Origin of the sequence: Methanoregula formicica SMSP (assembly GCF_000327485.1) — an archaeon.
Taxonomy (GTDB): domain Archaea; phylum Halobacteriota; class Methanomicrobia; order Methanomicrobiales; family Methanospirillaceae; genus Methanoregula; species Methanoregula formicica.
Map to the genome: position 1 here is coordinate 122,756 of NC_019943.1, position 20,782 is coordinate 143,537.

At 59.7% G+C, this 20,782-nt stretch carries 24 protein-coding genes; 5 read left to right on the forward strand and 19 right to left on the reverse strand.

Translation table 11 applies throughout. The features are described from left to right. Positions 1–303 precede the first annotated feature (303 nt). The 3 genes from METFOR_RS00650 to thiC all read right to left on the reverse strand — a co-directional run bounded on the left by METFOR_RS00650 (position 304) and on the right by thiC (position 3,470). Positions 304–555 (reverse strand): phosphomethylpyrimidine synthase ThiC, encoded by a 252-nt coding sequence (locus METFOR_RS00650; protein ID WP_394295926.1) that lies wholly within the window; start codon positions 553–555, stop codon positions 304–306. A 39-nt stretch (positions 556–594) separates the two neighbouring features. After that, positions 595–1,980 carry a Fic family protein gene (locus METFOR_RS00655; protein WP_015284178.1) on the reverse strand — a complete coding sequence of 462 codons (1,386 nt, stop codon included), beginning with the start codon at positions 1,978–1,980 and terminating at the stop codon, positions 595–597. A 173-nt stretch (positions 1,981–2,153) separates the two neighbouring features. Further along, positions 2,154–3,470, reverse strand: a complete 1,317-nt coding sequence (thiC, locus tag METFOR_RS00660; RefSeq protein WP_015284179.1) for a phosphomethylpyrimidine synthase ThiC — start codon at positions 3,468–3,470, stop codon at positions 2,154–2,156. 25 nt (positions 3,471–3,495) lie between these two features. On the opposite strand from thiC, the gene METFOR_RS00665 reads away from it, so the two are divergent. Genes METFOR_RS00665 through METFOR_RS00675 form a run of 3 tightly spaced genes read left to right on the forward strand, consistent with a single transcriptional unit; the run spans position 3,496 to position 5,109 of the window. Continuing rightward, positions 3,496–4,098: an MBL fold metallo-hydrolase gene (locus METFOR_RS00665; protein ID WP_015284180.1), complete on the forward strand. Its 603-nt coding sequence runs from the start codon at positions 3,496–3,498 to the stop codon at positions 4,096–4,098. Next, positions 4,091–4,549, forward strand: a complete 459-nt coding sequence (locus tag METFOR_RS00670; protein WP_015284181.1) for a GIY-YIG nuclease family protein — start codon at positions 4,091–4,093, stop codon at positions 4,547–4,549. Before METFOR_RS00665 ends, METFOR_RS00670 begins: the two co-directional genes overlap by 8 nt. A 5-nt stretch (positions 4,550–4,554) precedes the next feature. After that, entirely contained in the window at positions 4,555–5,109 is a 555-nt protein-coding gene (locus tag METFOR_RS00675; RefSeq protein WP_048111040.1) for a flavodoxin family protein, read from the forward strand. Positions 5,110–5,143: 34 nt separating this feature from the next. Here the strand turns inward: METFOR_RS00675 and cofH (METFOR_RS00680) are convergent, their stop codons facing one another. After that, a complete protein-coding gene (gene cofH / locus METFOR_RS00680) occupies positions 5,144–6,235 on the reverse strand; it encodes a 5-amino-6-(D-ribitylamino)uracil--L-tyrosine 4-hydroxyphenyl transferase CofH (protein ID WP_015284183.1) in 1,092 nt (363 codons plus the stop codon). Positions 6,236–6,345: 110 nt separating this feature from the next. Between cofH (METFOR_RS00680) and METFOR_RS00685 the strand changes: the two genes are divergently transcribed. Continuing rightward, on the forward strand, positions 6,346–6,645 hold the full coding sequence (locus METFOR_RS00685; protein WP_015284184.1) for a YunC family protein: 300 nt from the start codon (positions 6,346–6,348) through the stop codon (positions 6,643–6,645). Between the two features lie 34 nt (positions 6,646–6,679). Here METFOR_RS00685 and cofH (METFOR_RS00690) read toward each other — a convergent pair whose 3' ends face one another. From cofH (METFOR_RS00690) to METFOR_RS00700, 3 genes are all read right to left on the reverse strand, one after another. Then, positions 6,680–7,765 (reverse strand): 5-amino-6-(D-ribitylamino)uracil--L-tyrosine 4-hydroxyphenyl transferase CofH, encoded by a 1,086-nt coding sequence (gene cofH / locus METFOR_RS00690; protein WP_015284185.1) that lies wholly within the window; start codon positions 7,763–7,765, stop codon positions 6,680–6,682. Positions 7,766–7,774: 9 nt separating this feature from the next. Then, positions 7,775–8,491, reverse strand: coding sequence for a S24/S26 family peptidase (locus METFOR_RS00695; protein WP_015284186.1), 717 nt, complete (start codon positions 8,489–8,491; stop codon positions 7,775–7,777). Between the two features lie 88 nt (positions 8,492–8,579). Continuing rightward, positions 8,580–9,200, reverse strand: a complete 621-nt coding sequence (locus tag METFOR_RS00700; RefSeq protein ID WP_015284187.1) for a LysE family transporter — start codon at positions 9,198–9,200, stop codon at positions 8,580–8,582. Positions 9,201–9,319: 119 nt separating this feature from the next. On the opposite strand from METFOR_RS00700, the gene METFOR_RS00705 reads away from it, so the two are divergent. Next, complete coding sequence (locus tag METFOR_RS00705) at positions 9,320–10,717, forward strand: DNA-directed DNA polymerase II small subunit (protein WP_015284188.1); 1,398 nt, start codon at positions 9,320–9,322, stop codon at positions 10,715–10,717. Between the two features lie 19 nt (positions 10,718–10,736). Here METFOR_RS00705 and METFOR_RS00710 read toward each other — a convergent pair whose 3' ends face one another. The 12 genes from METFOR_RS00710 to METFOR_RS00770 are packed head-to-tail and all read right to left on the reverse strand — an operon-like array spanning position 10,737 to position 20,684. Then, entirely contained in the window at positions 10,737–11,231 is a 495-nt protein-coding gene (locus tag METFOR_RS00710) for a hydrogenase 3 maturation endopeptidase HyCI (RefSeq protein ID WP_015284189.1), read from the reverse strand. Continuing rightward, entirely contained in the window at positions 11,231–11,590 is a 360-nt protein-coding gene (locus METFOR_RS00715; RefSeq protein ID WP_015284190.1) for a 4Fe-4S dicluster domain-containing protein, read from the reverse strand. Before METFOR_RS00715 ends, METFOR_RS00710 begins: the two co-directional genes overlap by 1 nt. Continuing rightward, positions 11,587–12,561, reverse strand: coding sequence for a complex I subunit 1 family protein (locus tag METFOR_RS00720; protein ID WP_015284191.1), 975 nt, complete (start codon positions 12,559–12,561; stop codon positions 11,587–11,589). The genes METFOR_RS00715 and METFOR_RS00720 overlap by 4 nt, the downstream gene beginning before the upstream one ends. Further along, entirely contained in the window at positions 12,558–13,772 is a 1,215-nt protein-coding gene (locus METFOR_RS00725; RefSeq protein WP_148277554.1) for a hydrogenase large subunit, read from the reverse strand. The genes METFOR_RS00720 and METFOR_RS00725 overlap by 4 nt, the downstream gene beginning before the upstream one ends. Beyond that, positions 13,744–14,223, reverse strand: coding sequence for an NADH-quinone oxidoreductase subunit C (locus METFOR_RS14300; protein ID WP_015284193.1), 480 nt, complete (start codon positions 14,221–14,223; stop codon positions 13,744–13,746). Before METFOR_RS14300 ends, METFOR_RS00725 begins: the two co-directional genes overlap by 29 nt. Next, positions 14,220–14,762, reverse strand: a complete 543-nt coding sequence (locus METFOR_RS00735; protein ID WP_015284194.1) for an NADH-quinone oxidoreductase subunit B family protein — start codon at positions 14,760–14,762, stop codon at positions 14,220–14,222. Before METFOR_RS00735 ends, METFOR_RS14300 begins: the two co-directional genes overlap by 4 nt. A gap of 28 nt (positions 14,763–14,790) precedes the next feature. After that, positions 14,791–15,120 (reverse strand): hypothetical protein, encoded by a 330-nt coding sequence (locus METFOR_RS00740; RefSeq protein WP_015284195.1) that lies wholly within the window; start codon positions 15,118–15,120, stop codon positions 14,791–14,793. Then, positions 15,121–16,593: an NADH-quinone oxidoreductase subunit N gene (locus tag METFOR_RS00745; protein ID WP_015284196.1), complete on the reverse strand. Its 1,473-nt coding sequence runs from the start codon at positions 16,591–16,593 to the stop codon at positions 15,121–15,123. It abuts the gene before it with no gap. Then, positions 16,590–19,877 carry a Na(+)/H(+) antiporter subunit D gene (locus tag METFOR_RS14305; protein WP_015284197.1) on the reverse strand — a complete coding sequence of 1,096 codons (3,288 nt, stop codon included), beginning with the start codon at positions 19,875–19,877 and terminating at the stop codon, positions 16,590–16,592. Before METFOR_RS14305 ends, METFOR_RS00745 begins: the two co-directional genes overlap by 4 nt. Next, a complete protein-coding gene (locus tag METFOR_RS00760; RefSeq protein WP_015284198.1) occupies positions 19,877–20,185 on the reverse strand; it encodes an NADH-quinone oxidoreductase subunit K in 309 nt (102 codons plus the stop codon). The genes METFOR_RS14305 and METFOR_RS00760 overlap by 1 nt, the downstream gene beginning before the upstream one ends. Further along, on the reverse strand, positions 20,182–20,424 hold the full coding sequence (locus tag METFOR_RS00765; RefSeq protein ID WP_048110718.1) for a hypothetical protein: 243 nt from the start codon (positions 20,422–20,424) through the stop codon (positions 20,182–20,184). Before METFOR_RS00765 ends, METFOR_RS00760 begins: the two co-directional genes overlap by 4 nt. Next, positions 20,421–20,684 (reverse strand): NADH dehydrogenase subunit 6, encoded by a 264-nt coding sequence (locus METFOR_RS00770; RefSeq protein WP_048110719.1) that lies wholly within the window; start codon positions 20,682–20,684, stop codon positions 20,421–20,423. Before METFOR_RS00770 ends, METFOR_RS00765 begins: the two co-directional genes overlap by 4 nt. Positions 20,685–20,782: the final 98 nt, after the last annotated feature.

Genomic DNA, 20,782 nt, shown 5'->3' on the forward strand with positions numbered 1-20,782 from the left:
GCACAGGATCTGCCAGTGACAACGGAACAGATTGCAAAGCGGACGGTGGGGAGGGGGAGGGAACACGGTATTTGCCCTGCAGGGGTACCCACCCCTCCCATTGTGCCGGCCCGGATCCGGCGCCAGGGTTCCCCCCTTGTACTGAGGGAGGGGTAGCTACCCCCCTGGCATAAGAGGGATGGGTACCCCTCCTGTTTTCTATATCATGAATGACCGGAAAAACCGCTTTCCGTCGGAAGTTCCAGAAGAAGCAGTACTCCGGTTCCTGCAAAATAAGGGGGGTAGGTACCCCTCCCTGTTGGATCACTTTCCCTGCTTCGCTTCCTTCTTCCTTTTCTTCCCGGTCCCGAACAGCTCGTTCACCATCTTGACCGCACACAGATCCCCGCACATCGAGCAGGTGTCGATCTCCCCGTCCCGGCAGTGGATCTTTTTGGCATGGTCTCCATAGAGAGCCTGCCGGAACTGCCCGTTCCAGTCCAGCTCGTGCCGGGCCTCGGCCATTTTTACTTCGCGGTCCATCCGCCAGCCTTCAGGTTTGCGGACGTTGGGCACTTTAACATCGGATTCGACTAGAATCTTTGACGCATTCAATCATTCAGTGTCCGGGAAGTCCTGAAGTAGGCTCTGAAGTTTATCCTTCTTTACCGGTTTGGCCTTCTGTTCCCACAGTTCAGAATGTTCGTTGAATATGAAGATAAACTCCCTCCCCCGCTGTTCCATAATGAGATATTCCAGGCTGACAAGATGCAACAGATCCGTCCTCGCTGTCTGGTAGACCACACCGAACATCTGCGAGATTTGTTTGATGGTGAAATACTCGTCAGAGTGTTCCATCATATGCCGCAGGATGGTTGCCTGACGGGGATTAATATCCCGAATCTTTGTGATGATTGCATTTGTGGCATTCTGTTCACTTTGTTTGCGTTCAAGATATCCAAGGAGATCATCGAGTGCCTGGATTATACAGGAAATATTGTATTTAAGGAAGTACGTAATGTCATTGTCATCGTATTCCGTATACAGATACGCCAGCCCGTACTTCTTTTTCGACTTGAGGAGAATCCGGGAGATTGCCATATACTCAAATAACCAATATCCCTGTGAGAGGACGTACCAGTAGAAGATACTCCTCGCGGTCCTCCCATTCCCGTCATTGAACGGATGGAAATATCCGAAAAGATAGTGCAGGATAATTCCCTTTATTACCGGATGAATAAAATCGCCAGCTGCTCTATCTGATCCTTCCTCCTTCCGGTTCGCAAACTTGCAGAATTGCTCAATGAATCCTTCTATCTCGGCATGATCCGGTGGTGTATGGAAGATCGTCCCGTCCCCTGGATCTACAACCACTACATCATTTTCCGTCCTGAACTTCCCGACATATGCTTCATCAATCGTGCCCTTTGTCACAATCCGGTGGATTTCCAGGATCAGTTCTTTCGTGAGCGGGGTATCCCTCTTCACCCGGATGAACCGCATGACTTCGTAATTATTGAGGATCATCTGCTCTGCATGGTTCTTTGGCTTGCGTCCCTTCCGGAGCATCTCCTTTGCAGCTTTCCGGGTCGTCGCCGCACCCTCCAGAATACTGGAAGCTATCGCCTCTTCCATAAGGGAGTTGATGATATACGACTGTTCCATCCGGATAGTCTTGTTATGGATCTGAATCGTACCTGATAGATAGCGGTCGATTGTATGCAATCCTTTGACAATTTCCGGAATGAATGAGTAGCTCAAAGAAAGTTTGGCAATCCTCGTCCGCTCATACCGCATAACCCGGAGGAATTTCATCAGCGCCCAGATTGCTTTCCTCCGTTCGGGATCCTCCACACGGAACTTCAGCTCATCCCAGAAGAGGTAACGCTGGTTGTATTCTGAAACAGCCTTCTGGAAAGCTTCGTCTTCTGAAAATTTTACATTCCCCGCATTCCAGGCGTCATCCCATTTAACCGGGGGTTTTTCAGGCAGTTTCTGCATATGTTCCGTCTCACTAACTACTAAATTAGCACAAATTAGTATTTATTAGTATTTGGTGTTTCTATTGCATTCCGCAAAAAACTTCGCCGAAGGATCTACTAAATTAGTAGATATTAGTAGATATTAGTAGTTGAGAGGGATTTGAAAAATAGCTGAAAAATTTTCAGATTTATTCAACTTTTGTTCTTCACGTTCTTTTTCGACCCCTTCTTTTTCCCTTGCGTCCCGAACAGCTCGTTCACCATCTTGACCGCACACAGATCCCCGCACATCGAGCAGGTCTCCGTTGCACCATCGCGCTCGTGGATCTTCCGGGCATGCTCCCCGTACAGCGCATGCCGGAACTGCCCGTTCCAGTCCAGCTCGTGCCGGGCCTCGGCCATCTTCACTTCCCGGTCCATCCGCCAGCCCTCGGGCCTCCTGACGGTGTCGCCGATGTGCGCTGCGATCTTTGCGACCCGGGTGCCTTCGATGATGTCCGCAACGTCAGGCAGGGCCAGGTGTTCGCTCGGAGAGACCATGCAGAGGAAGTCGGCACCGTTCAGGCAGGCCGCAGCCCCGCCAATGGCCCCGACCACGTGGTCGTAGCCGGGCGCGATATCGGTAACGAGCGGGCCGAGGAGGTAGAGGGGGGCATGATCGGTGATCTCCTTGATCATCTTCACGTTGTAGCCCACCTGGTCGAGGGGCATGTGGCCCGGGCCCTCGATCATCCGCTGGACGCCGGCTTCCTGTGCCCTCCTTGCAAGAAGGCCGAGGGTGTTGTACTCTACCGACTTTGCCAGCTTGCCAGCGTCCTGCAGGCAGCCGGGGCGCATCCCGTCGCCAAGGCTGATGGTGACGTCGTACTCGGCAAGGATCTCGAGGAGGTAGTCATACTCGGCAAAGAGCGGGTTCTCCTCCTCCCGCTGCATCATCATGGCGCAGTGGAACGATCCGCCGCGGGAGACGACGCCCATCAGCCGGGGATCGGCTTTCAGGGCGTCAAGGGCCTGGAGGTTCACGCCGCAGTGGAGCGTGAGGAAGTCGACTCCCTGGTTGCAGTGCTCGCGGATGACCTTAAAAAGCAGGTCGGCCGTGACATCGCCGGCATTTCCTGCCCGGCGTACTGCCTCGTACACGGGGACCGTGCCGACCGTTGTATCGAGTTTCAGGATCTTCTTCCGGATCGCGACCAGATCGCCGCCGGTCGAGAGGTCCATTAAGGCATCGGCGCCGTTGTCAAGCGCAGCCGTTGCCTTCTTCATCTCGAGCGCCGGGTCGCAGCGGGAGCCCGAGGTACCGATGTTCACGTTGATCTTGACCGTGCAGCCTTCGCCGATGGCACAGGCCTTGTGCTTCCGGGCCGGGTTGTGGGGGACAACGATCCTGCCCGAGGCAATCTCCCGTGCGAGCGCTGCCGGTTCAATCTTTTCCGCTTTCGCCACAGCCCCCAGTTCCCGGGGGACCCCCTTCTGGCACCTGCGGATGAGCAAATCCATAAGAAACATCTGTTCCGGGTCCTTATTATTGTGCATGCAGGTCAGGTGGATACCCGGCGGATCGATCTTTGCGAACTCGTACATTATCGGCAACATTCTCGTTGATACCGGCGTGATGCCGATGGCGGTTGCGCCGTATAAGGAAGCGATCGACACCATCGTCCTGACCCACTGCCACTACGACCACATCGCCCACGTAAAGGAGATCGCGCACATGTGCAAGTCAAAGGTCGCCATCCATAAAGCCGACGCAAGAGGGCTTGTCGAGGACCTCCATAGCCTTGCCATGAACTTCGGCGCCCGATCGCCCGGTATCGCTCCCGACATCGTCCTGAACGACGGGGACACGATCGGCAATTTCCAGGTCATCCATACTCCCGGCCACACTCCCGGCTGCATCTGCCTGTATTCAGAAAAGGACCGGGTGCTCGTCAGCGGCGACACGGTCTTCGCCGATGGTTACTTTGGGCGGTACGACTTCCCGGGCGGGAGCAGGACCGAGCTTGCCCGGTCACTTGACCGGCTCGGGGCATTGGATGTTGAAGGGCTGTACGCGGGCCATGGCGAGCCCACTGAGCAGGATGGGGGCCGGTGCATTGCTGCGGCAGTCGGGCTGATGAAGACCGGGTATGGATAAGGGCATCTACGTTCTGGTGTTTAAAAATCCCGCGTGCACGGTGCAGGTCGGGGCCCTCGGGACGGTTGCGTTCCGGAGGGGCTGGCATATCTATGCCGGTTCAGCGCTCGGCAGCGGGGGGCTTGCCCGGCTTTCCCGTCATGTCAGCCTCTCCCAAGCAAAGGATAAACGGCCGAAATGGCATGTCGACGTTCTCTCCTGCTCGGACCTCTTCGAGCTCCGGTATACTGTCCATGCACTGACCGGGGACCGGCTCGAGTGCCGGCTTGCAGAGGAACTCGGAGGAGCGTCAGTTCCCTCCTTCGGTTGCAGCGACTGCCGCTGCCCCTCCCACCTCTTCTCCCGCAAAAAAAACCCGCATGATGAGATCATTTCTGCCTTCAACCGGCTCGGCCTCGTTGCAGTCACCACAACTATCATGAGCCGGGACGGCAGTAAGGGTATCATATGAGGGAAATGAAGGTCCTGGGCATATCGGGGAGTATGCGCAAGAAGGGGAACACAGCAGAACTGGTCGGGGCAATCCTCGGCCGCTGCGAAGAGGGCGGGGTGAAAACCGAGTTTGTGTCTCTTGCCGGCAGGAAGATCCTGCCCTGTCTCGGCTGCGAGAAGTGCAAGGAGAGGAAATGGTGTATCATCGAGAACGACGACTGGGACGATGTGATGCAGAAAGTGATGAAGTGCGATGTCCTTGTCATCGGGTCGCCGACCTATTATTACGATGTCTGCGGCCAGCTCAAGAACTTCATCGACCGAACCTATTCCCTGTACCATGACCGCAAGCTCTCGGGCAAGAAAGGGGTGGCAGTCGCCGTCCATGCGAACAAGGGAGCGGTGCGGACCATCCAGACGCTTGAAGCCTTCCTCTCCACGCACGAGTTCTCGTCGCTCGGGTGCGTCAAGGGCACAGGTTACCATGAGGGCGATGTCTTAAAAGACGAAAAGGCTATGAAACGGGCGCAGAAGATCGGGGACAAGATCGTGCGGCTCTTAAAGCCCAGCCACGACTGAGACCCTGTCCCGTTCCTTTTAACGAGTTCCTGTTTTACGAGACCAGCTTGTACAGCGTTGTTCTCCGGCGGAGCGGTCGGCCGATGTCCTCTGCTATCCGCTGCATCTCCTTCGGGTCAAGGTAATCGGTGTTGGTTGCCCCGGCGCCCTTTGAGATGCTTTCCTCGAAGACCGTTCCGCCGAGATCGTTGGCGCCGGCGATCAGGCCGATCTGGGCCATCTTGATCCCTTCCTTCACCCAGGAGACCTGGATGTTTCTGAAATTATCGAGAAAGAGCCGCGAGACCGCGACCATCAGGTGGTCTTCCCGTCCGGTCGCCCCGGCCCGGGCCTTCCCCTGCCGGTAGATCGGGGTGTTCATGTGGATGAACGAGAGCGGGACGAACTCGGTAAACCCGTTCGTTTCGTCCTGGATGTCACGGAGGATTGCGAGGTGGGCCACCCGGTCTTTCTCGCTCTCGCAGTGGCCGTACATGATGGTTGCTGTCGAGGGAATCCCGAGTCCGTGGGCCTCGGTGACGATCCGGACCCACTCTTTCGTGGGTATCTTCTCTTTGCAGATCACCTGACGGACATCGTCCACCAGGATCTCCGCCGCCGTCCCGCACATCGAGTTTAAGCCCGCCTCCTTCATCGCCCCGAGCACCTCCACCGTGCTCATCTTGCTCTTCCGTGCGGCATAAGCGACCTCCATCGGGTTGCTCGCGTGGAGGTGGATACCCGGTGCTGCCTCGTGGATCCAGCGGTACACGTCCGTGTAGGACCGGGCGGAAAAGTCCGGGTGAAGGCCGCTCACCGTGCAGATCTCTGTGCACTCCCGCTCCGTTGCCAGGGCAGCCCTTCTCTGGATCTCTGCCTTGTCGTGGAAGTAGATCCCTTCCTCGCCGGGCTTCTTCGAGTACCCGCAGAACCCGCAGGCATTGACGCAGAGGTTCGTGACATTGATGTTCTGGTTCCGGACATAGGTGACGGCATTGCCAGCCCGTTGCTCGCGCACTTCATCGGCAGCAGAAGCGATCTCCCAGACATCGCGGCCCTTTGTCCCGAACAGCAGGAGCGCCTCTTCTGCATTCATCCGGTGGCCCCCCCGGACATCGTCCAGCAATCTCTTTACATCCCTCTCCACAATGTCTCCCCCGGTACTGCTACGGAGAGTGGCATCCCGGAAGAATAAAGATATCGAAATCCTGTCCCGCAGGATTCATCTTCTGGAACAGCGACCATTCCAGTGGGACTATGCAGAAGACTGAAGTCAGACTCTCCCGGAAAGTGGCAGAGGGGATCGTCATCCCTCTTGGCCCGGCAAACCTGGTCGCGGTAAAGACGGACGTGGGCATGGTCGGGTGCGGCGCCTTCGATGTTGTTGCTCTCGATTCGTTCAGCTACCCGGCGGCAAAGATAAAACCGTCATCGGGTCCCTCCATCGCAACCATCGACGACCTCTTAAAGGGGATCGTCAAGGAGACGAACCGCTCGGCAATGAACCGCGGCGTCACGAACGGGATGACCGGGAAACAGGCGCTGGAACTGCTCTGATCGCTAGGAATTGAATACCCGGTCTTCTCTTTTCTTATAGCAGCTCGTACAGCGTTGTCCGCTGCTGTAGCTTCCGCCCGAGATCGCTTGCGATCCGCTCCATGTCTTTTGGGTCAAGATAATCCGAACCCGCCCCTCCGGCATCGCCCGTCACGTCGTCCGTGAACATGGTGCCGGCAAGGTCGTTGGCGCCCGAGATGAGGGCGAGCTGGGTCATCTTCAGGCCGACCTTTCCCCAGGCAACCTGCACGTTGGTGAAATTGTCGAGGAAGAGGCGCGAGACTGCGATCATCAGGAGATCCTCGCGGCCCGTAGGCCCGGCCCGGGCAAGGCCCTGCTGCCAGAGCGGGGTATTGGTGTGGACAAAGGGGAGGGTGACAAGCTCGGTGAACCCGTGCGTATCATCTTGGACCTCGCGGAGGAGCCGGAGGTGCTCAGCTTGGTCCCGCGGGGACTCGTACGAGCCGTACATGATGGTCGCGGTGGACCGCATGCCGGCCCGGTGCGCCTCCTTGATGATGCGGACCCAGTCTGCCGTGGGGACTTTCCGGGGGCAGATGACCTCACGGACAGAGTCAACGAGGATCTCCGCCGCGGTTCCCTGGATGGTTCCAAGGCCCCCCTCTTTCAGCCTCTCAATGACTTCGGGGGTTGGGATCTTCCCCCTCTTAGCCGCATAGGCTACCTCGTCGGGACTGAACGCATGGATGTGGACGCCGGGGAAGGCTTCATGCACCCAGTCCATCATCTCGCAGTAGGTGTCGAGCGTGAATCCCGGGTGGACGCCCGAGAGGAAACAGATCTCTGTTACCCCGCGTTCCTTTGCAAGCCGTGCCTGCTCCTGGATTGCGGCTTTGTCGTGGCAGTACGCCCCCTCATCCGTTGCCTTCCGGCCGAACCCGCAGAACCTGCAGAGGTTCTTGCAAATGTTCGTCACGTGGAGGTTCTGGTTGCGGACATAGGTGACGACCTCCCCCGCCCGGCGCTCCCGCATCTCGTCGGCAGCCGCTGTGATGCGCCACACATCGCGGCCGGTTGTTTTCAGGAGCTGTTCTGCCTCCTGCTCCGTGAGCCGGTGGCCTTCCATGACATCGGATAAGAGGGCCTGGATTTCTGTCATGGCGCCACCTCACTTCCTCTTTCCCTGCCGCTTCTTCTGTCCGCTGCCCTTCTCTTTTTTCTCCTCGCGGGAGCGGAGCCAGAGCTCGTGGAGGGCCATGATGATGACAACAACGATCACCACTTCCCAGATATGGAGCGGGAGGTAGCCGACAAGGGGAACCGTGAAGAGTGCCTTGCCGACGATCCACTCATCCTTTACCGGTTCGGGAGTACCAATCGCCTCATACCGGGAGAACTGGTCCGGGTAGGGGTTGTGGTCTCCCCAGGTGATATACCCGTCATGGTCAGCTGTGTAATTCGTAACGAGCTGATTGCCCCGGATCTCCGTTATCGGGGTGCCCGCTTTCACGTACGCCACAGCCCGGTGGATGATGGGGTGGACAACGGTATTGCCGTTGGGCCGGAAGATGAGCACGTCGCCGTAGCTGTTGAACTTTGGCACCCCCGCTGCCTTCCCCTCCTCCCAGCTCATCAGCTCCCCGTACCGGTCCTTCTGGACAACAACGACAAGATCCCCGATGTTCATGTTCGGGACCATGCTCCCCGACTCGATGGTCACGACCGCAGGCCAGGTGCCGCAGATGAGGAAGAGGGCAAGCGCAATGCCGCCGACAACGCAGGCCACCCAGAGGAGATCACGGGCAAGCGAGACCGCCCAGTGCTCGCTGGTGCGGAATTGTGCGATGAGCGTGCGGAAGTCACGGGGGGAGTCTTTGTCAGCCATCGGGATACCTGGTCGGGAGTTTTGTATAGTGTTGAACCGTGTACAGATTAACTATACGGCATTGCACCGGAGGTGGTGCGCCCTCCGTTCAATACGGAAGGATCGCCCCGGAGAGATAATACAATCCGAAGAGGATCAGGAAGACCCCGCAGGCCGCCATGACGATGTGGTAGGTCCGGTCAGAGAGGAGGGCTCGCCCTTTTGCAACAGTGGTAGAGACGAACGTGTACCAGATCGTATCGGCTCCCCAGTGGCCTATCATGAAGGCAACTGCAAAAACAATCCCCCCCGCGAGCGACTGGAGGAGGAGAGCGCTTCCCACCGAGAGCCACCAGATCCAGAAATAGGGGTTGGCGGCGCTCGTCACGAGCCCGGCCATGTAGGGACCGGACCCGTCTTTTTTCAGGCCGGTGGAGAGCGTGGCGTTCCGGCTCCCCAAGAGGGTCATGGCACCAAAGACGATTAGAGCGAAACCCCCGACTACGGCGATGACCGTAGTGTAGGGGCTCGCAATGCTGGCAAGGCCGAGAATGATCAGGAAGAAGATGGCGGTCTCGATGACGATATGGCCCAGGGAGACTTTCAGCCCCGCAGTCCAGTTCCCGGCAAGGGATGCGTTGATGGTTGCCACCAGTGTGGGACCGGGGACGAGCGCACCGGTGAACCCGATGACAAGGCCCAGTACCAGCGTTGCGATGATCTCGTACATTGTATCCGCCTGCCCATCTGATGGTACCTGTTGTTTTTGGAGGATAATGAACCCGTTCCCCCGGGTTCCAGCAATGACAGGATAACAGGCTATATTTTCCCGGGAGCCAAAGATCTGGTATGCTGACTGCGCAGGAGATCGCGCTCCGGTTCCTCGACACCAAGCTCCAGGTCCACCCCGAGGTGGTCCGCTATATCCTGGAGAACGATGAGCCGGACCTGATCGAGCGCATCATCGCCGGGGTGCCGGAGGATACGGTTGTCGTCTCCGCAAAGCACATCCCGGGCATCCGCCCGACCCGGGACGGCACCCGCTTCCTCCTCGATCCTACGGTTGAGGTAGTGAGCGGCAACCCGGGCACCTCGGGCCCCGTGAACGGGACCGGCGATTACCTGCACTATTTCCGCGACCGCTTCAGCCGGCTTGGCGGGATGATTCGGGGCCGCGTCGGGGCGATGCCGATCGAGGGGCTCACCAAAAATACCCGGTACCGGCAGGAAGAATGCACGGTCATCGGGATGGTCGTGGACGTGAGCACGACAAAAAACGGCCACCGTATCGCCGAGATCGAGGACTCTTCGGCAAGCATCTCCGTCCTCTTCCGGAAGGACCGCCCGGTCTTTGCCGATGCAGAGAAGATTGTCCATGACGAGGTGATCGGGGTCAAGGGAAAACTCTCGAACGACGGCCGCCTCTTCTTTGCAGAGTTCCTCTACCGCCCGGACATCCGCATTGACAATACGCCGTTCAAGAGCGACAAGCCGGGAAAGGCTGTTCTCATCTCCGATGTCCACGTGGGCAGCAACACGTTCCTCGAAGAGGCCTGGAACCGGTTCGCGGACTGGCTCTCGGATTCCGATTACCAGTACCTCCTCATTGCGGGAGACCTCGTAGATGGGATCGGCATCTACCCCGGGCAGGACCAAGAGCTGACGATCAAGAACATTTACGAGCAGTACGATGCCTTCGGGGCGATGCTCTCCGATCTCCCCTCGCGGATGAAGATCATCATCTCGCCGGGAAACCACGATGTGGTGCGGGGCGCCGAGCCCCAGCCGGTCATCCCCGAGGCGTTCACGAAGAAGTTCCCGCAAAACTGCATGCAGGTCGAGAACCCTGCCGTCGTCAATCTTCAGGGAGTCCGGGTGATGATGTATCACGGCCGGTCCATCGACGACATGATCGGCCTCATCCCCGGCGCATCCTACGAGCATTCCGGGCTGATGATGGAAGAGATGCTCATCCGCCGTCACCTCGCTCCCGCATACGGGCGCCGGACACCGATTGCCGCCGGCAGGACCGACCGGATGATCATCGACCCAATCCCCGAGATCCTCCACACGGGCCATGTGCACATCAAGGGCATCACCACCTACCGTGGCGTACTCGGAGTCAATGCCGGCACCTGGCAGTCCCAGACCGCATTCCAGAAGCAGATGAACGTGAACCCGACACCGGCGCTCGCGGTCGTTGTGGACTTACAGACGCTGATGCCGGAGACGTTCAGCTTTGCATGATGCGAAATTCCTTATACAGCTAACGGTCCCGGAGGGCTTCTGATAACTGTCGTAGGTTCTCCTTCAGATATGCCCGGTCTTTCCCGGTCAGAGAATCCCCTGCCCCGCTACTGCCGGGCTGGATCCCCAGCAGGGTAACGGGTATCCCGATATCCCGTTCGATATACTCCATGACCACCGGCAGCGGTAGGGCATGTGTCGAAAAGAGACCCGCCCTGACCCGTCCCGGTTCGATCCGGGCAATCGTCCCGGGCCGCTCTCCCATCTCTGCCGCATCCAGAAGGAGGATATGGTCCGGCCGGTACCTCCGGAGCGGGCCGGTGATGTTCTCCGGCACAGTACCGGCAAGGAAAACCTGTACGCCGGGGATGCTCTGGCGGTCGATCTCCCGTGCTGCGGTCATTCCCAGCCGGTCCGAATGACTGAGTTCATCGCCGATTCCGACTACGGCAATCAGGCGTGTGCCCCCCAGTCTTCGCCGCAGGTCGGGAAATGCCGGATCCCTGGTGGTCATTACGTTATCACGGCTTCCTTGTCCGTACCGCAACCCGAGAGCGTGTCCTTAAGGTGGATCGCCCCGGTGGGGCAGTGCCGCTCGCAGAGCCCGCAGCGGATGCACTTATAGAGTTTCACCTGCGGCCGCTTCTTCCGTGCAAGGCTCTTTCCCTTGAACTCGACCTCACGCGGGCCGTCGATCATCGTGATTACCTGCGGCGGGCAGACCAGCGAGCACTTCGAGCAGCCGATGCACTTGTCATCGTCGATCGCCACTTCCCCGCGGAACGTGCAGGGGATCGGGGCCTTCTCGTACGGGTAGAGGATGGTGAAGGGTTTTGTAACCAGGTTGTGCAGCATCTCCCGGATGACACTCATGGCTGCACCCACCATGCATTCATGACAAGGACGAGGGCGACCTGGAAAACGGCCGCCCCGGCAATGTATTTCCAGCCGATATCGTTGAGCTGGTCGAGACGGATACGGCCGGTGGCGACCCGGAGGGTGGAGAGGATGAACAGGACCGCGAGGGTCTTTACGAGGAACAGGCCAAAGCCTGCAAGGGCGGCAAGCCACGCAGGTGTGATTACCCACGGGACCTCAGGGCCGCCGAGGAACAGGGCGGTAATGAGGGCGCTGCCGGTGACCAGCGAGACATCGAATGCCAGCTTCATGAGGGCCAGCCGGTGCCCGGTCATCTCGGTCCACGGGCCGGCAACGATCTCGGTCTCTGCCTCGGGGATATCGAACGGCGTCCGCTCCAGCTTTGCCTGCAGGGCGATGAGCGCAATAACAAAACCGATTGGCTGGAGAACTGCACACCAGGGATGTGCCTGCTGCCATGCCACGATTTCAGATACCGACCAGGTGCCTGCCATCAGCGCCGGCGCAAGCATGACCAGGAAGAACGGCACCTCGTAAATGAAAAGCTGGGTGACGCTGCGGATTGCGCCAACACAGGCAAAGACATTCCGGCTCAGCCAGCCCACAACGAAGAGTGTCAGGGTCGGCAACGTCATGAGATAGAGGACGAGGATGAGATCTCCCTGGAAGGCGAGCGGGCTTGCCCCGATAATTGGAATATAGAGGAATGCAGTCATGACTGCGGCAAGGGCGATGAGCGGGGCTGCGCTGAAAGCCCCGCGGTCAACACCCTTTACATCGATCACCTCCTTGCCCAGCGTCTTGATGAAGTCGGCAAGCGGCTGGAGGAGCGGCGGGCCGACCCGGTGCTGCATCCGGGCCGCGAGCTTGCGGTCGATATACTGAAAGAAGAGGGAATAGGCCAAAAGGAAGAGAAACCCGGGGAAGATGAGGATATACACTGTCAGAAGGAGGGGATCTATCATGGCTGCACTCCCATCCCGTATCGTGCCCTGCACTTCCTCACCAGCTCTTCCCACGAGATGCTGCCCTGCGCTTGGGTGCCGGTATCGATCACGGTCATCCGCGAGGTGCACGAGAGGCAGGGGTCAATGGCCGCTACGATCACGGGGATGTCCGCGAGGTTCTGGTTGACGAGCGCCTTTGCCACCGAGGTCCAGTTTGCCAGCGTCGGTGTCCGTATATCAAGACGCTCGGCCTTGTCCGTGCCGTTCGTCCGGATGAAGTGCGCCAGCTCGCCACGGGGGGCCTCGTACCGCGAGAGGATCTCTCCCTTTGGCGCCATCTTGGGCGTACTGGCAACGCGGACCGGCCCCTCCGGGAGGTTCTCGATGCAGTGACGCACGATCTTCAGGCTCTCGGAAAGCTCGCCAATCCGCACCTTCGTCCTGCCGTACACGTCGCCGCTCGAGTCCGTGACTACGTTCCAGGGAACCTCGTCATAGACAAGGTACGAATCGTCCCGGCGGACATCATAGTCCACCCCGCTTGCCCGTGCGGTAGGGCCGACCGTCCCATACTTCAGGATCTCCTCTTTCGAGAGTTTCCCGACACCCCGGAACCGGATCAGCATCGTCTCCTGGTGGCTGACCATGTCAACGTATTGCGCGATGCGGTCTTCCAGGAGGGGGAGCCGTTGTTGTGCCGCCGCCACCTGCTTCTCCGACAGGTCGAGCCGCACCCCGCCGATCTCGTTCATGTTGTAGTGGACGCGGTTGCCGGACATCTCTTCGAGCGTGTCCAGCACGGCCTCCCGGTCGCGCCAGGTCCACATCAGGAGGGTGTTGAACCCGATCTCGTGGGCGGCAACGCCAAGCCAGAGGAGGTGGGAATGCATCCGTTCGAGTTCAGCCATGATGGTGCGGATGTATTGTGCCCGTGCCGGGACCTCAAGGCCCATGATCTCCTCAATACCCTTGGCAAAGACCGTGGCATGGGAGTGGGAGCAGATGCCGCAGACACGCTCCAGGAGCGGGAGGACCCGGATGAAGTTGCGTTCCTCGGCCGCTTTCTCGATGCCCCGGTGATTGTAGGAGAGGTCGAGATCGAGCCGGACAATCTTCTCCCCCTCTACATAGATCCGGAAGTTGACCGGTTCCTTGAGCGCCGGGTGCTGGGGCCCGATCGGGACCATCACTTCCACCATATCAGGCCCCCTCCGGTGCAGCGCCGCCATAGGAGTTCGCCTTGTTCGGTTTCCAGTCCTTCCGGAGGGGGTATTCGCCGTCAGGCCAGTCCTCGTTCAGCATGAGCCTAGTCAGGCCCGGGTGACCTGAAAAGACGATCCCGAACAGGTCATGGATCTGCCGCTCGTAGATTGCGGCCGGGGGGAGGATATCCGAGACGGAGAATACCTGCGGGGACTCACGGGGGACAGAAACGGCCAGTGAGATGATGGTACGGTGAGGGCCGGTGAGATGGTAGGTCAGCCCGAAACTCCCCGTATCGTCCGTGCAGCTGATGAGGATGAGATGATCGCAGTCCAGGAACTGCTGAGCTGCCTTGATGGCACTGAGGATCTTCTGCGGGTCGGTATTCACCCGGATGCGGTTTTTTCGCACCTGCTCAGCGGATCCATACTCCTTCAGTGCTCCCGATACCTGCTCCATTGTCAGTTGTGTCGTCATACCTTCACATCCTTCGTGCCCGTGCCGGGTGTGATCTCCTTCCTGTCCGTGTCCCCTGCCTTCTTCCGCCATTCCTTTCCTCCCCGGGCAAGATCCTCCTTCATCAGGTTGAGGCAGGCGACAACGGCGTTGATGATCTCGTCCGGGCGCGGGGGGCAGCCGGCCACGTACATGTCGACAGGGATGACCGTTCCGACATCCCCCACGACATGGTACAGCCCCTGGAACACGCCCCCGCCGGCCCCGCATGCCCCGCAGGCGATCACGTACTTGGGCTCGGGCATCTGTTCCCAAATCCTGCGAAGCCTCGAAGCCTGTTTCCGGGTAACCGCGCCGGTCACGATCAGGATGTCTGCATGACGGGGCGACCCTTTGGCCAGGATCCCGAACCGCTCCACATCGAACCGTGGCATAAGGCAGGCAATGATCTCGATGTCACACGCATTGCACGCACCGCTGTTGAAGACCGTGACCCAGGGGGATTTCACCCGTGCCCAGTTGGCAATGCGCTGGCTCAAGGACTGCCGCTCACCTGTCATGACACCACTTCACCTCCTTGCCGGGGGGTCACTGCTCCCACCTCAGGATAGTGATGGCTACGGCAATGATGCCGAGATACCCCAGCGTGCCTGCCAGCGGAGCGTCGGCGGGAGCGACTGCGATGATGAGTGCGGCCACGTGGACTACCACAAAGAAGAGGGCCACGTAGAAGAACTGGTATCCCGGGAGGCAGGCACTCCCCTCCATCGCCTCTCCCCCGACATAGGGCATGGTCTTGTTCACCGAAGGTGTGAACTCCGGTGCAACCTTCCGGGACCAGGCATAGACCAGGTAACAGACCACAAGCGCGTACACTGCGATGAGGGGCGCGGAAGTGAGGAGGAACGGCAGGTCCATTCAGACCAGCCCCCAAGGGGTGAGCTGTCCGGCAGCGTGCGTGATCCAGTCGAACGACTCAGGGAAGAGGCCCAGATAGACCGTGACAATGGCAAGGACCACAACGGCAAAGAGCACGCTGCGGGAAAGGACGGCCTTCTTCCTCACCGGTCCCGCCACCGGGGCAACAGCAGGGGCGGAGAACATCAGAATCGAGAGGACGGGGATGTAATACCCAAGAGAGACCACGCTGTTGACCGCAAGGATCAGGGCAAGGACAACCCCGCTCATCAGGGATGTTGCCATACCTGCCTGCTCGAGGAGGAGCTTCCCCAAAAAGCCGCAGGTGAACGGGACGCCGATCAGGCCGAGGACGAAGATGACAAAGGCGATCCCGAGAAGGGGGTGCCGGGCCCCAATACCCCTCATCCCCTCCACCTCAGTTGTGCCGGCTTCCCACGAAAAGGCATCCGCGGCCATGAACGCGCCGCCTTTCATGATGCTGTAGGCGATTGTGTAATACAGCCCTGCCGTGAACGCAAAGGGAAAGTCGTACACAAGGCCCATGCCGAAGCCGAGAAGGATGTATCCCATCTGCGCCACGCTCGAATACGCGAGGATATACCGGAGATCCTTCTGGTTAAGGGCAAGGAGGTTGCCGGCCGTCATGGTGACGAGGGCAAAGAACGTGACAATGAGCCCGAGAACGAAAATGGTCCCGTTGCCGGAAGGTAGCGCTGTCAGGGAGAGGAAGAGGGCGACGAGCACCCCGGTCTTTGTGGCCCCGACCATGATTGCCGTAACGCCGGGCGGCGCGAGCGCATAGGCATCCGGCAGCCACGAATGCAGCGGGACGATGGCGAGCTTGACGCCATACCCGAGAAGGATGAGGACTGCCGCAAGCAGGATTACGACCGGGCTTGTCCCCGACAGGGCTCCGGGAAGACTGGAGAGGTCCGTTGTCTTTCCGGCAAGGAACAGGACCGAGACCCCGAAAAGGGCGGTCAGGGTCCCGGAAACCCCCTGGACGAGGTATTTCATTGCGGCAGGGACCGCGTTCTTGTCCTCCCGGTACCGGTAAGCAACGAGGGCGTAGATCGGGAGAGCAGAGAGCTCGACCATGACAAAGATAGTGAAGAGGTCGGTCGCAAAACCGACCGCTGTGGCACCGGCAAGGGCAAAGAGGCAGAGCGGGTAATAGAACCGCACCGGCCCGTCCGGGTCGAGGTTCCCCTGCGAAGCGAACGCAGCAAGCCCCCCGAGACCGGTCACAAGGAGCCCGCAGGTCAGGCCGAGATACGGTGTACCCGGGGATGGCGGACTTTCGAGAATGGTGAGGAGAAGATACAGGAACGCTGCAGCGAGCCAGAGGGCCGTGAGCGTGCCGCTCCACCGCCGGTAGCCGGGAGGGATCCGGCTGATCACAACGTAGAGAACGATGCCTCCGAGAGCGATATAGAGCGGCACAAGCGTGCCGGGATCTAAAGCGATCATATACCAACCCACACGAGAATGATGCCGATGAGGGCTACAACGACTGCGAAGAAGACAGTCATGTCATGGTTCACATCCCGGTTCTCCCATGCCATGGCTGCCTTTCCTGCAGTAAAGAGGAGGAGTGCCGCTGCAGTCGCCACCTCATATATCAGGACGAAGGCATCGCGGAGCCGGCCGGCAAACGCGACAAGCCCGCGGCCTGCGGCGTAATAGACAACATCCACGTCCTTCAGCCGGGTGTCGTGCGGCCGGAGCAGGGTTTTGCCGGCGGTAAAGAAGAAGAGTGCTGCAGCGCCCAGGACAACGACTGCGCTGATCACGTGGGCCGGGTCATAGGCGGCATAGGTTACAGGATAGGGGAGGAGGGCATACAGGGTTGCCGGGTAGATGCCGATGATGACACAGAGGGCTGCGGCGCCGAGCATGGCAGCCTGCATCAGCAGCGGGGGATCGGATACCTGCGAGTCCCCGTCCCGGAGGAACGCGAAATAGCCCAGCTTCAGGAATGACAGGAATGTGCCGAAAGAGGCGATCTCAAGGAGAATCCAGAGCCAGATGCTGGTATGCTCCGCCGCGGCGAGGACCATGCCCTTGGAGACAAAGCCATTGAAAAACGGTACACCGGCAATGGAGAATGCGGCAACCCAGTACGCAAGGGCAGTCACGGGCATCTTCTTCTGCAGCCCCCCGACCCGGCTCAGCAGGTTCTCGCCGGTCTTCCAGATGACGACACCGATAGCCATGAAGAGGAGGGCCTTGTACAGGATGTGGTTGAAGACATGCGCCATCCCGCCGTCAAGGCCGAGCTGCCCGGTGGCACTTGCAGCTCCCAGCCAGCCAAGGATCCCGACGCCGGCAACCATGTAACCGACCTGCGAGACGATGTGGTATGAGAGGAGCCGGCGCATGTCATTCTGGAAGACGGCAAACACCACGCCGTAGACGGCCATCAGGGCACCCATGAAGGCAATGTATTCCGTGCCGGGCTGGGCACGGGCAAGAAGATAGACGGCAGCCTTGGTGGTGTACACGGAGAGGAAGACGCTGGCGGCTATATGCGCCCGCGGGTAGGCATCCGGCAGCCAGGTATGAAGCGGGATGATCGCGAGGTTCACGCCGATCCCGAGCACGATGAGCACCGAGGCCCAGAGCTGGTACGTGGCATCGGGGATGCCGGCAAGGGGCCCGACGATGGGAGAACCTGCGCCAATGAAGAGCAGGGCAATACCGGCTCCAAGCAGCGTGCCCCCGAGTCCGTGAAAGAGAAGGTAGCGGTACCCTGCACCAATGGCCCCGCCGGCCTCCTGCCAGATGAGAAACGTCGAGGTGACTGCCATGACCTCCCAGAAGAAGAAAAGCGTGATCCAGTCACCGGCAAAGACCACACCCATCGACGCTCCCGCGTAGAGGAGGGCATAGAGATGGAGGCGGGCCGGGGCGAATGCCGCAGCATACAAAATCGCAAGGAAGGTGATGATGGCAAAGATCACGCCGGTGAGGTACGAGAGGCTGTCCACCCGGAGCAGGGTGAGGGTATATCCCATGAAGGGAAGGTTCCACTGCATGACACCGCCGGCAACGGGACCGGAGAAATACCCCCCGGGCAACAGGAGGACTGCGGCAAGGCCAAGGGCCCCGGTGATGATGAGGATAGCCTGGCGTGCACGACCGGTTGCGAGAAGGGCGAGCGGGGCACCGATGAAGAAGATTAGGAACGGGGGGATGGCAGTCCCGAATGCGAGCGTGCCCGATACCACGGCTGCGGTGCTGCCGGTCACCCCTGCCGCCACCTGCTGGCAGAGGGCAAAGGGGCTCCAGGGACCAGCCGTCCAGAGCCCGAAGACAAGGGCGCCCGCAGCAGTTACGATGACCGGGCCGCGGAGAGTCCACCGAACACCATGGATATCAACCGCACAGGGCGGGAAGAAGGCACGCATCACGACCGGCAGGAAATACGCAAGGTTCAGGACGCTTGCTGCAACTAGGATTGTGAGGATCCACCATTCGCCGGTATACCCGGCCCCGATGCCGAGCGAGAGATACCATTTTGCGATGAAGCCGGCCATGGGGGGGAGGCCTGCCATCGAGAGTGTTGCAAGCGTGAACGCGGCGAACTCCCATGGCATTTTTCTCCCGAGGCCGTCAAGTTCGGAGATCTTCGTCTTCCCGGTCTCGACCGCGACAGCACCTGCGACAAAGAACATGGTCAGCTTCCCAAACGCATGGGCCGTGAACGCATAGGAAGCCCCGATCACGGCCGCGGCACCCCAGGCACCGGCTGCAGCGGTCAGTCCTGCCGGCAGGAGGACTGCCGCCCCAAGGACCATGTAGCTGAGCTGGCTGACCGTTGAATACGCGAGTCTGAGTTTGAAGTCGTCCTGCCTCAGGGCGAGCAGCGCACCGACAATGATGGTGATGACGGCGACGGCAATGACCAGGTTCCGGAGGCCCAGCTCGAGCATCAACCGGGGCCCGTACAGGTCCCACATCAGGCGCATCAGTCCGAAGACGCCGGTGTTCACGACGGCTACTGCATGGAGGAGCCCGCTGACAGGCGTTGGCGCGACCATCGCGCTGGGGAGCCAGCCGTGGACCGGAACGAGCGCCGCTTTGACGCCGAACCCTGCCATCAGGAGGAGGAAACCGATGCGGGCGAACTCCGGTGAGAGGAGGGCAATACCCGGATTCCCGCCGGCAATGAAATCGAGCGAGCTCCCCATCCCAAGGACGGTCATCATGCCGGCGAGGACAGCAACCCCGCCTGCCTGGGTGTAGATCAGGTACTTCCGTCCCGCGGCAAGCGCCTCTTTTGTCTCGCTGTGCGCCACGAGAGGATATGCCGCGATCGCGAGGATCTCGTAAAAGACAAAGAGCGAGAAGAGGTTCGATGATAGGGCAACTCCCATCACTGCCCCGATCGTGATGGCAAAGCAGGCATAGTAGCGGGTCTGTGCATGCTCGTTCCTGCCCCGCATATAGCCGATGTTATAGACCGTTGTGACAACCCAGAGCCCCGAGCCGATGCAGGCAAAGAGCAATCCCAGCGCATCCGCGGCAAGGTGGAGGGAGAGTCCCGGGAGGACGGCAAGCGCAGGTGTCGTGAGCGGTGCGGGCGCAAAAGCCGAGGGAAGGGCAAGGAGACAGAGCGCAAAGGTCAGGATGGCTGATATCAGGGAGACGCCCTCCCTCGCATCCGGCCGCCGGTCCAGCAGGATCACAAGACAGGTAGCGATGAACGGTATCCCTACGATCAGCGGCAGGATCCAGGGGTTTTCGGCCATCACGGCTCACCCCGGTCCAGCCGAAGGAGGGCAGAGGAGTCAAAGGTCTTCCAGGTGCGACGCAGGACAATGACGAGGGCAAGGGCAAGGCCGGCCACTACGGCTTCGATTGCGATGAGGGTGAACACAACTGCCTGCGAGACCGCAACGTTACCAGCTGCGTATCCCCCGAGGATGAAGAAGACGCTGATCCCTTTGCCGAGGAACTCGAGCCCCATCACCATCTTGATGAGGTGGCTGCGCGATACAAGGCAGACAAGCCCGCAGGCAAAGAGGCCGGTGCCGATAGCAATGGCCGTGAGGATCATGACACCCCCCCCCGTAACCGGCCCGGGCCGAGCAGCAGGATTATGGACATGATGGCCGACAGGATCATGATCCCCTGGAGGACCACCTCGAACGTGCGTCCTGTCCAGAGAGCTTCACCGGCACTGGTCGTGATGGGAGATGCTACAGGCACTGCCGCAACAGATAGTGCAAGAATGAGGATAACAAGGAGGAAAAAGAGGACGCCAAGTGCCAGGCCGAGAACCGACCGATGGTTCATGTCCCGGCCTCCCCGGCTTCACCGCCGGCAAGGATGAGTGCGACAAGGAAGAGGACAGCAACAAGGCCGGCACCAACGGTCAGTTCGAGCGCGGCGGCAAAGGGCGAGGCCAGCAAAAAAAAGATCGCCGCAAGGCAGACACTGGAGACCGCGTAGGCAGCAACGGACCGGATCAGATCTTCGTGCATGACTGCGATTAATGCTGACACGATTGTCGCGCATCCGAGCGCAGTCATCACCAGCAGATCAAGATCCGGCACTTCAATCTGTACCTCCCTGTATGGGCTACAGGATCCCAGTGCTTAACAATGGGACAATATCACAGGGGAAGACATAAAGGTTCTGATTGGTTCATCTT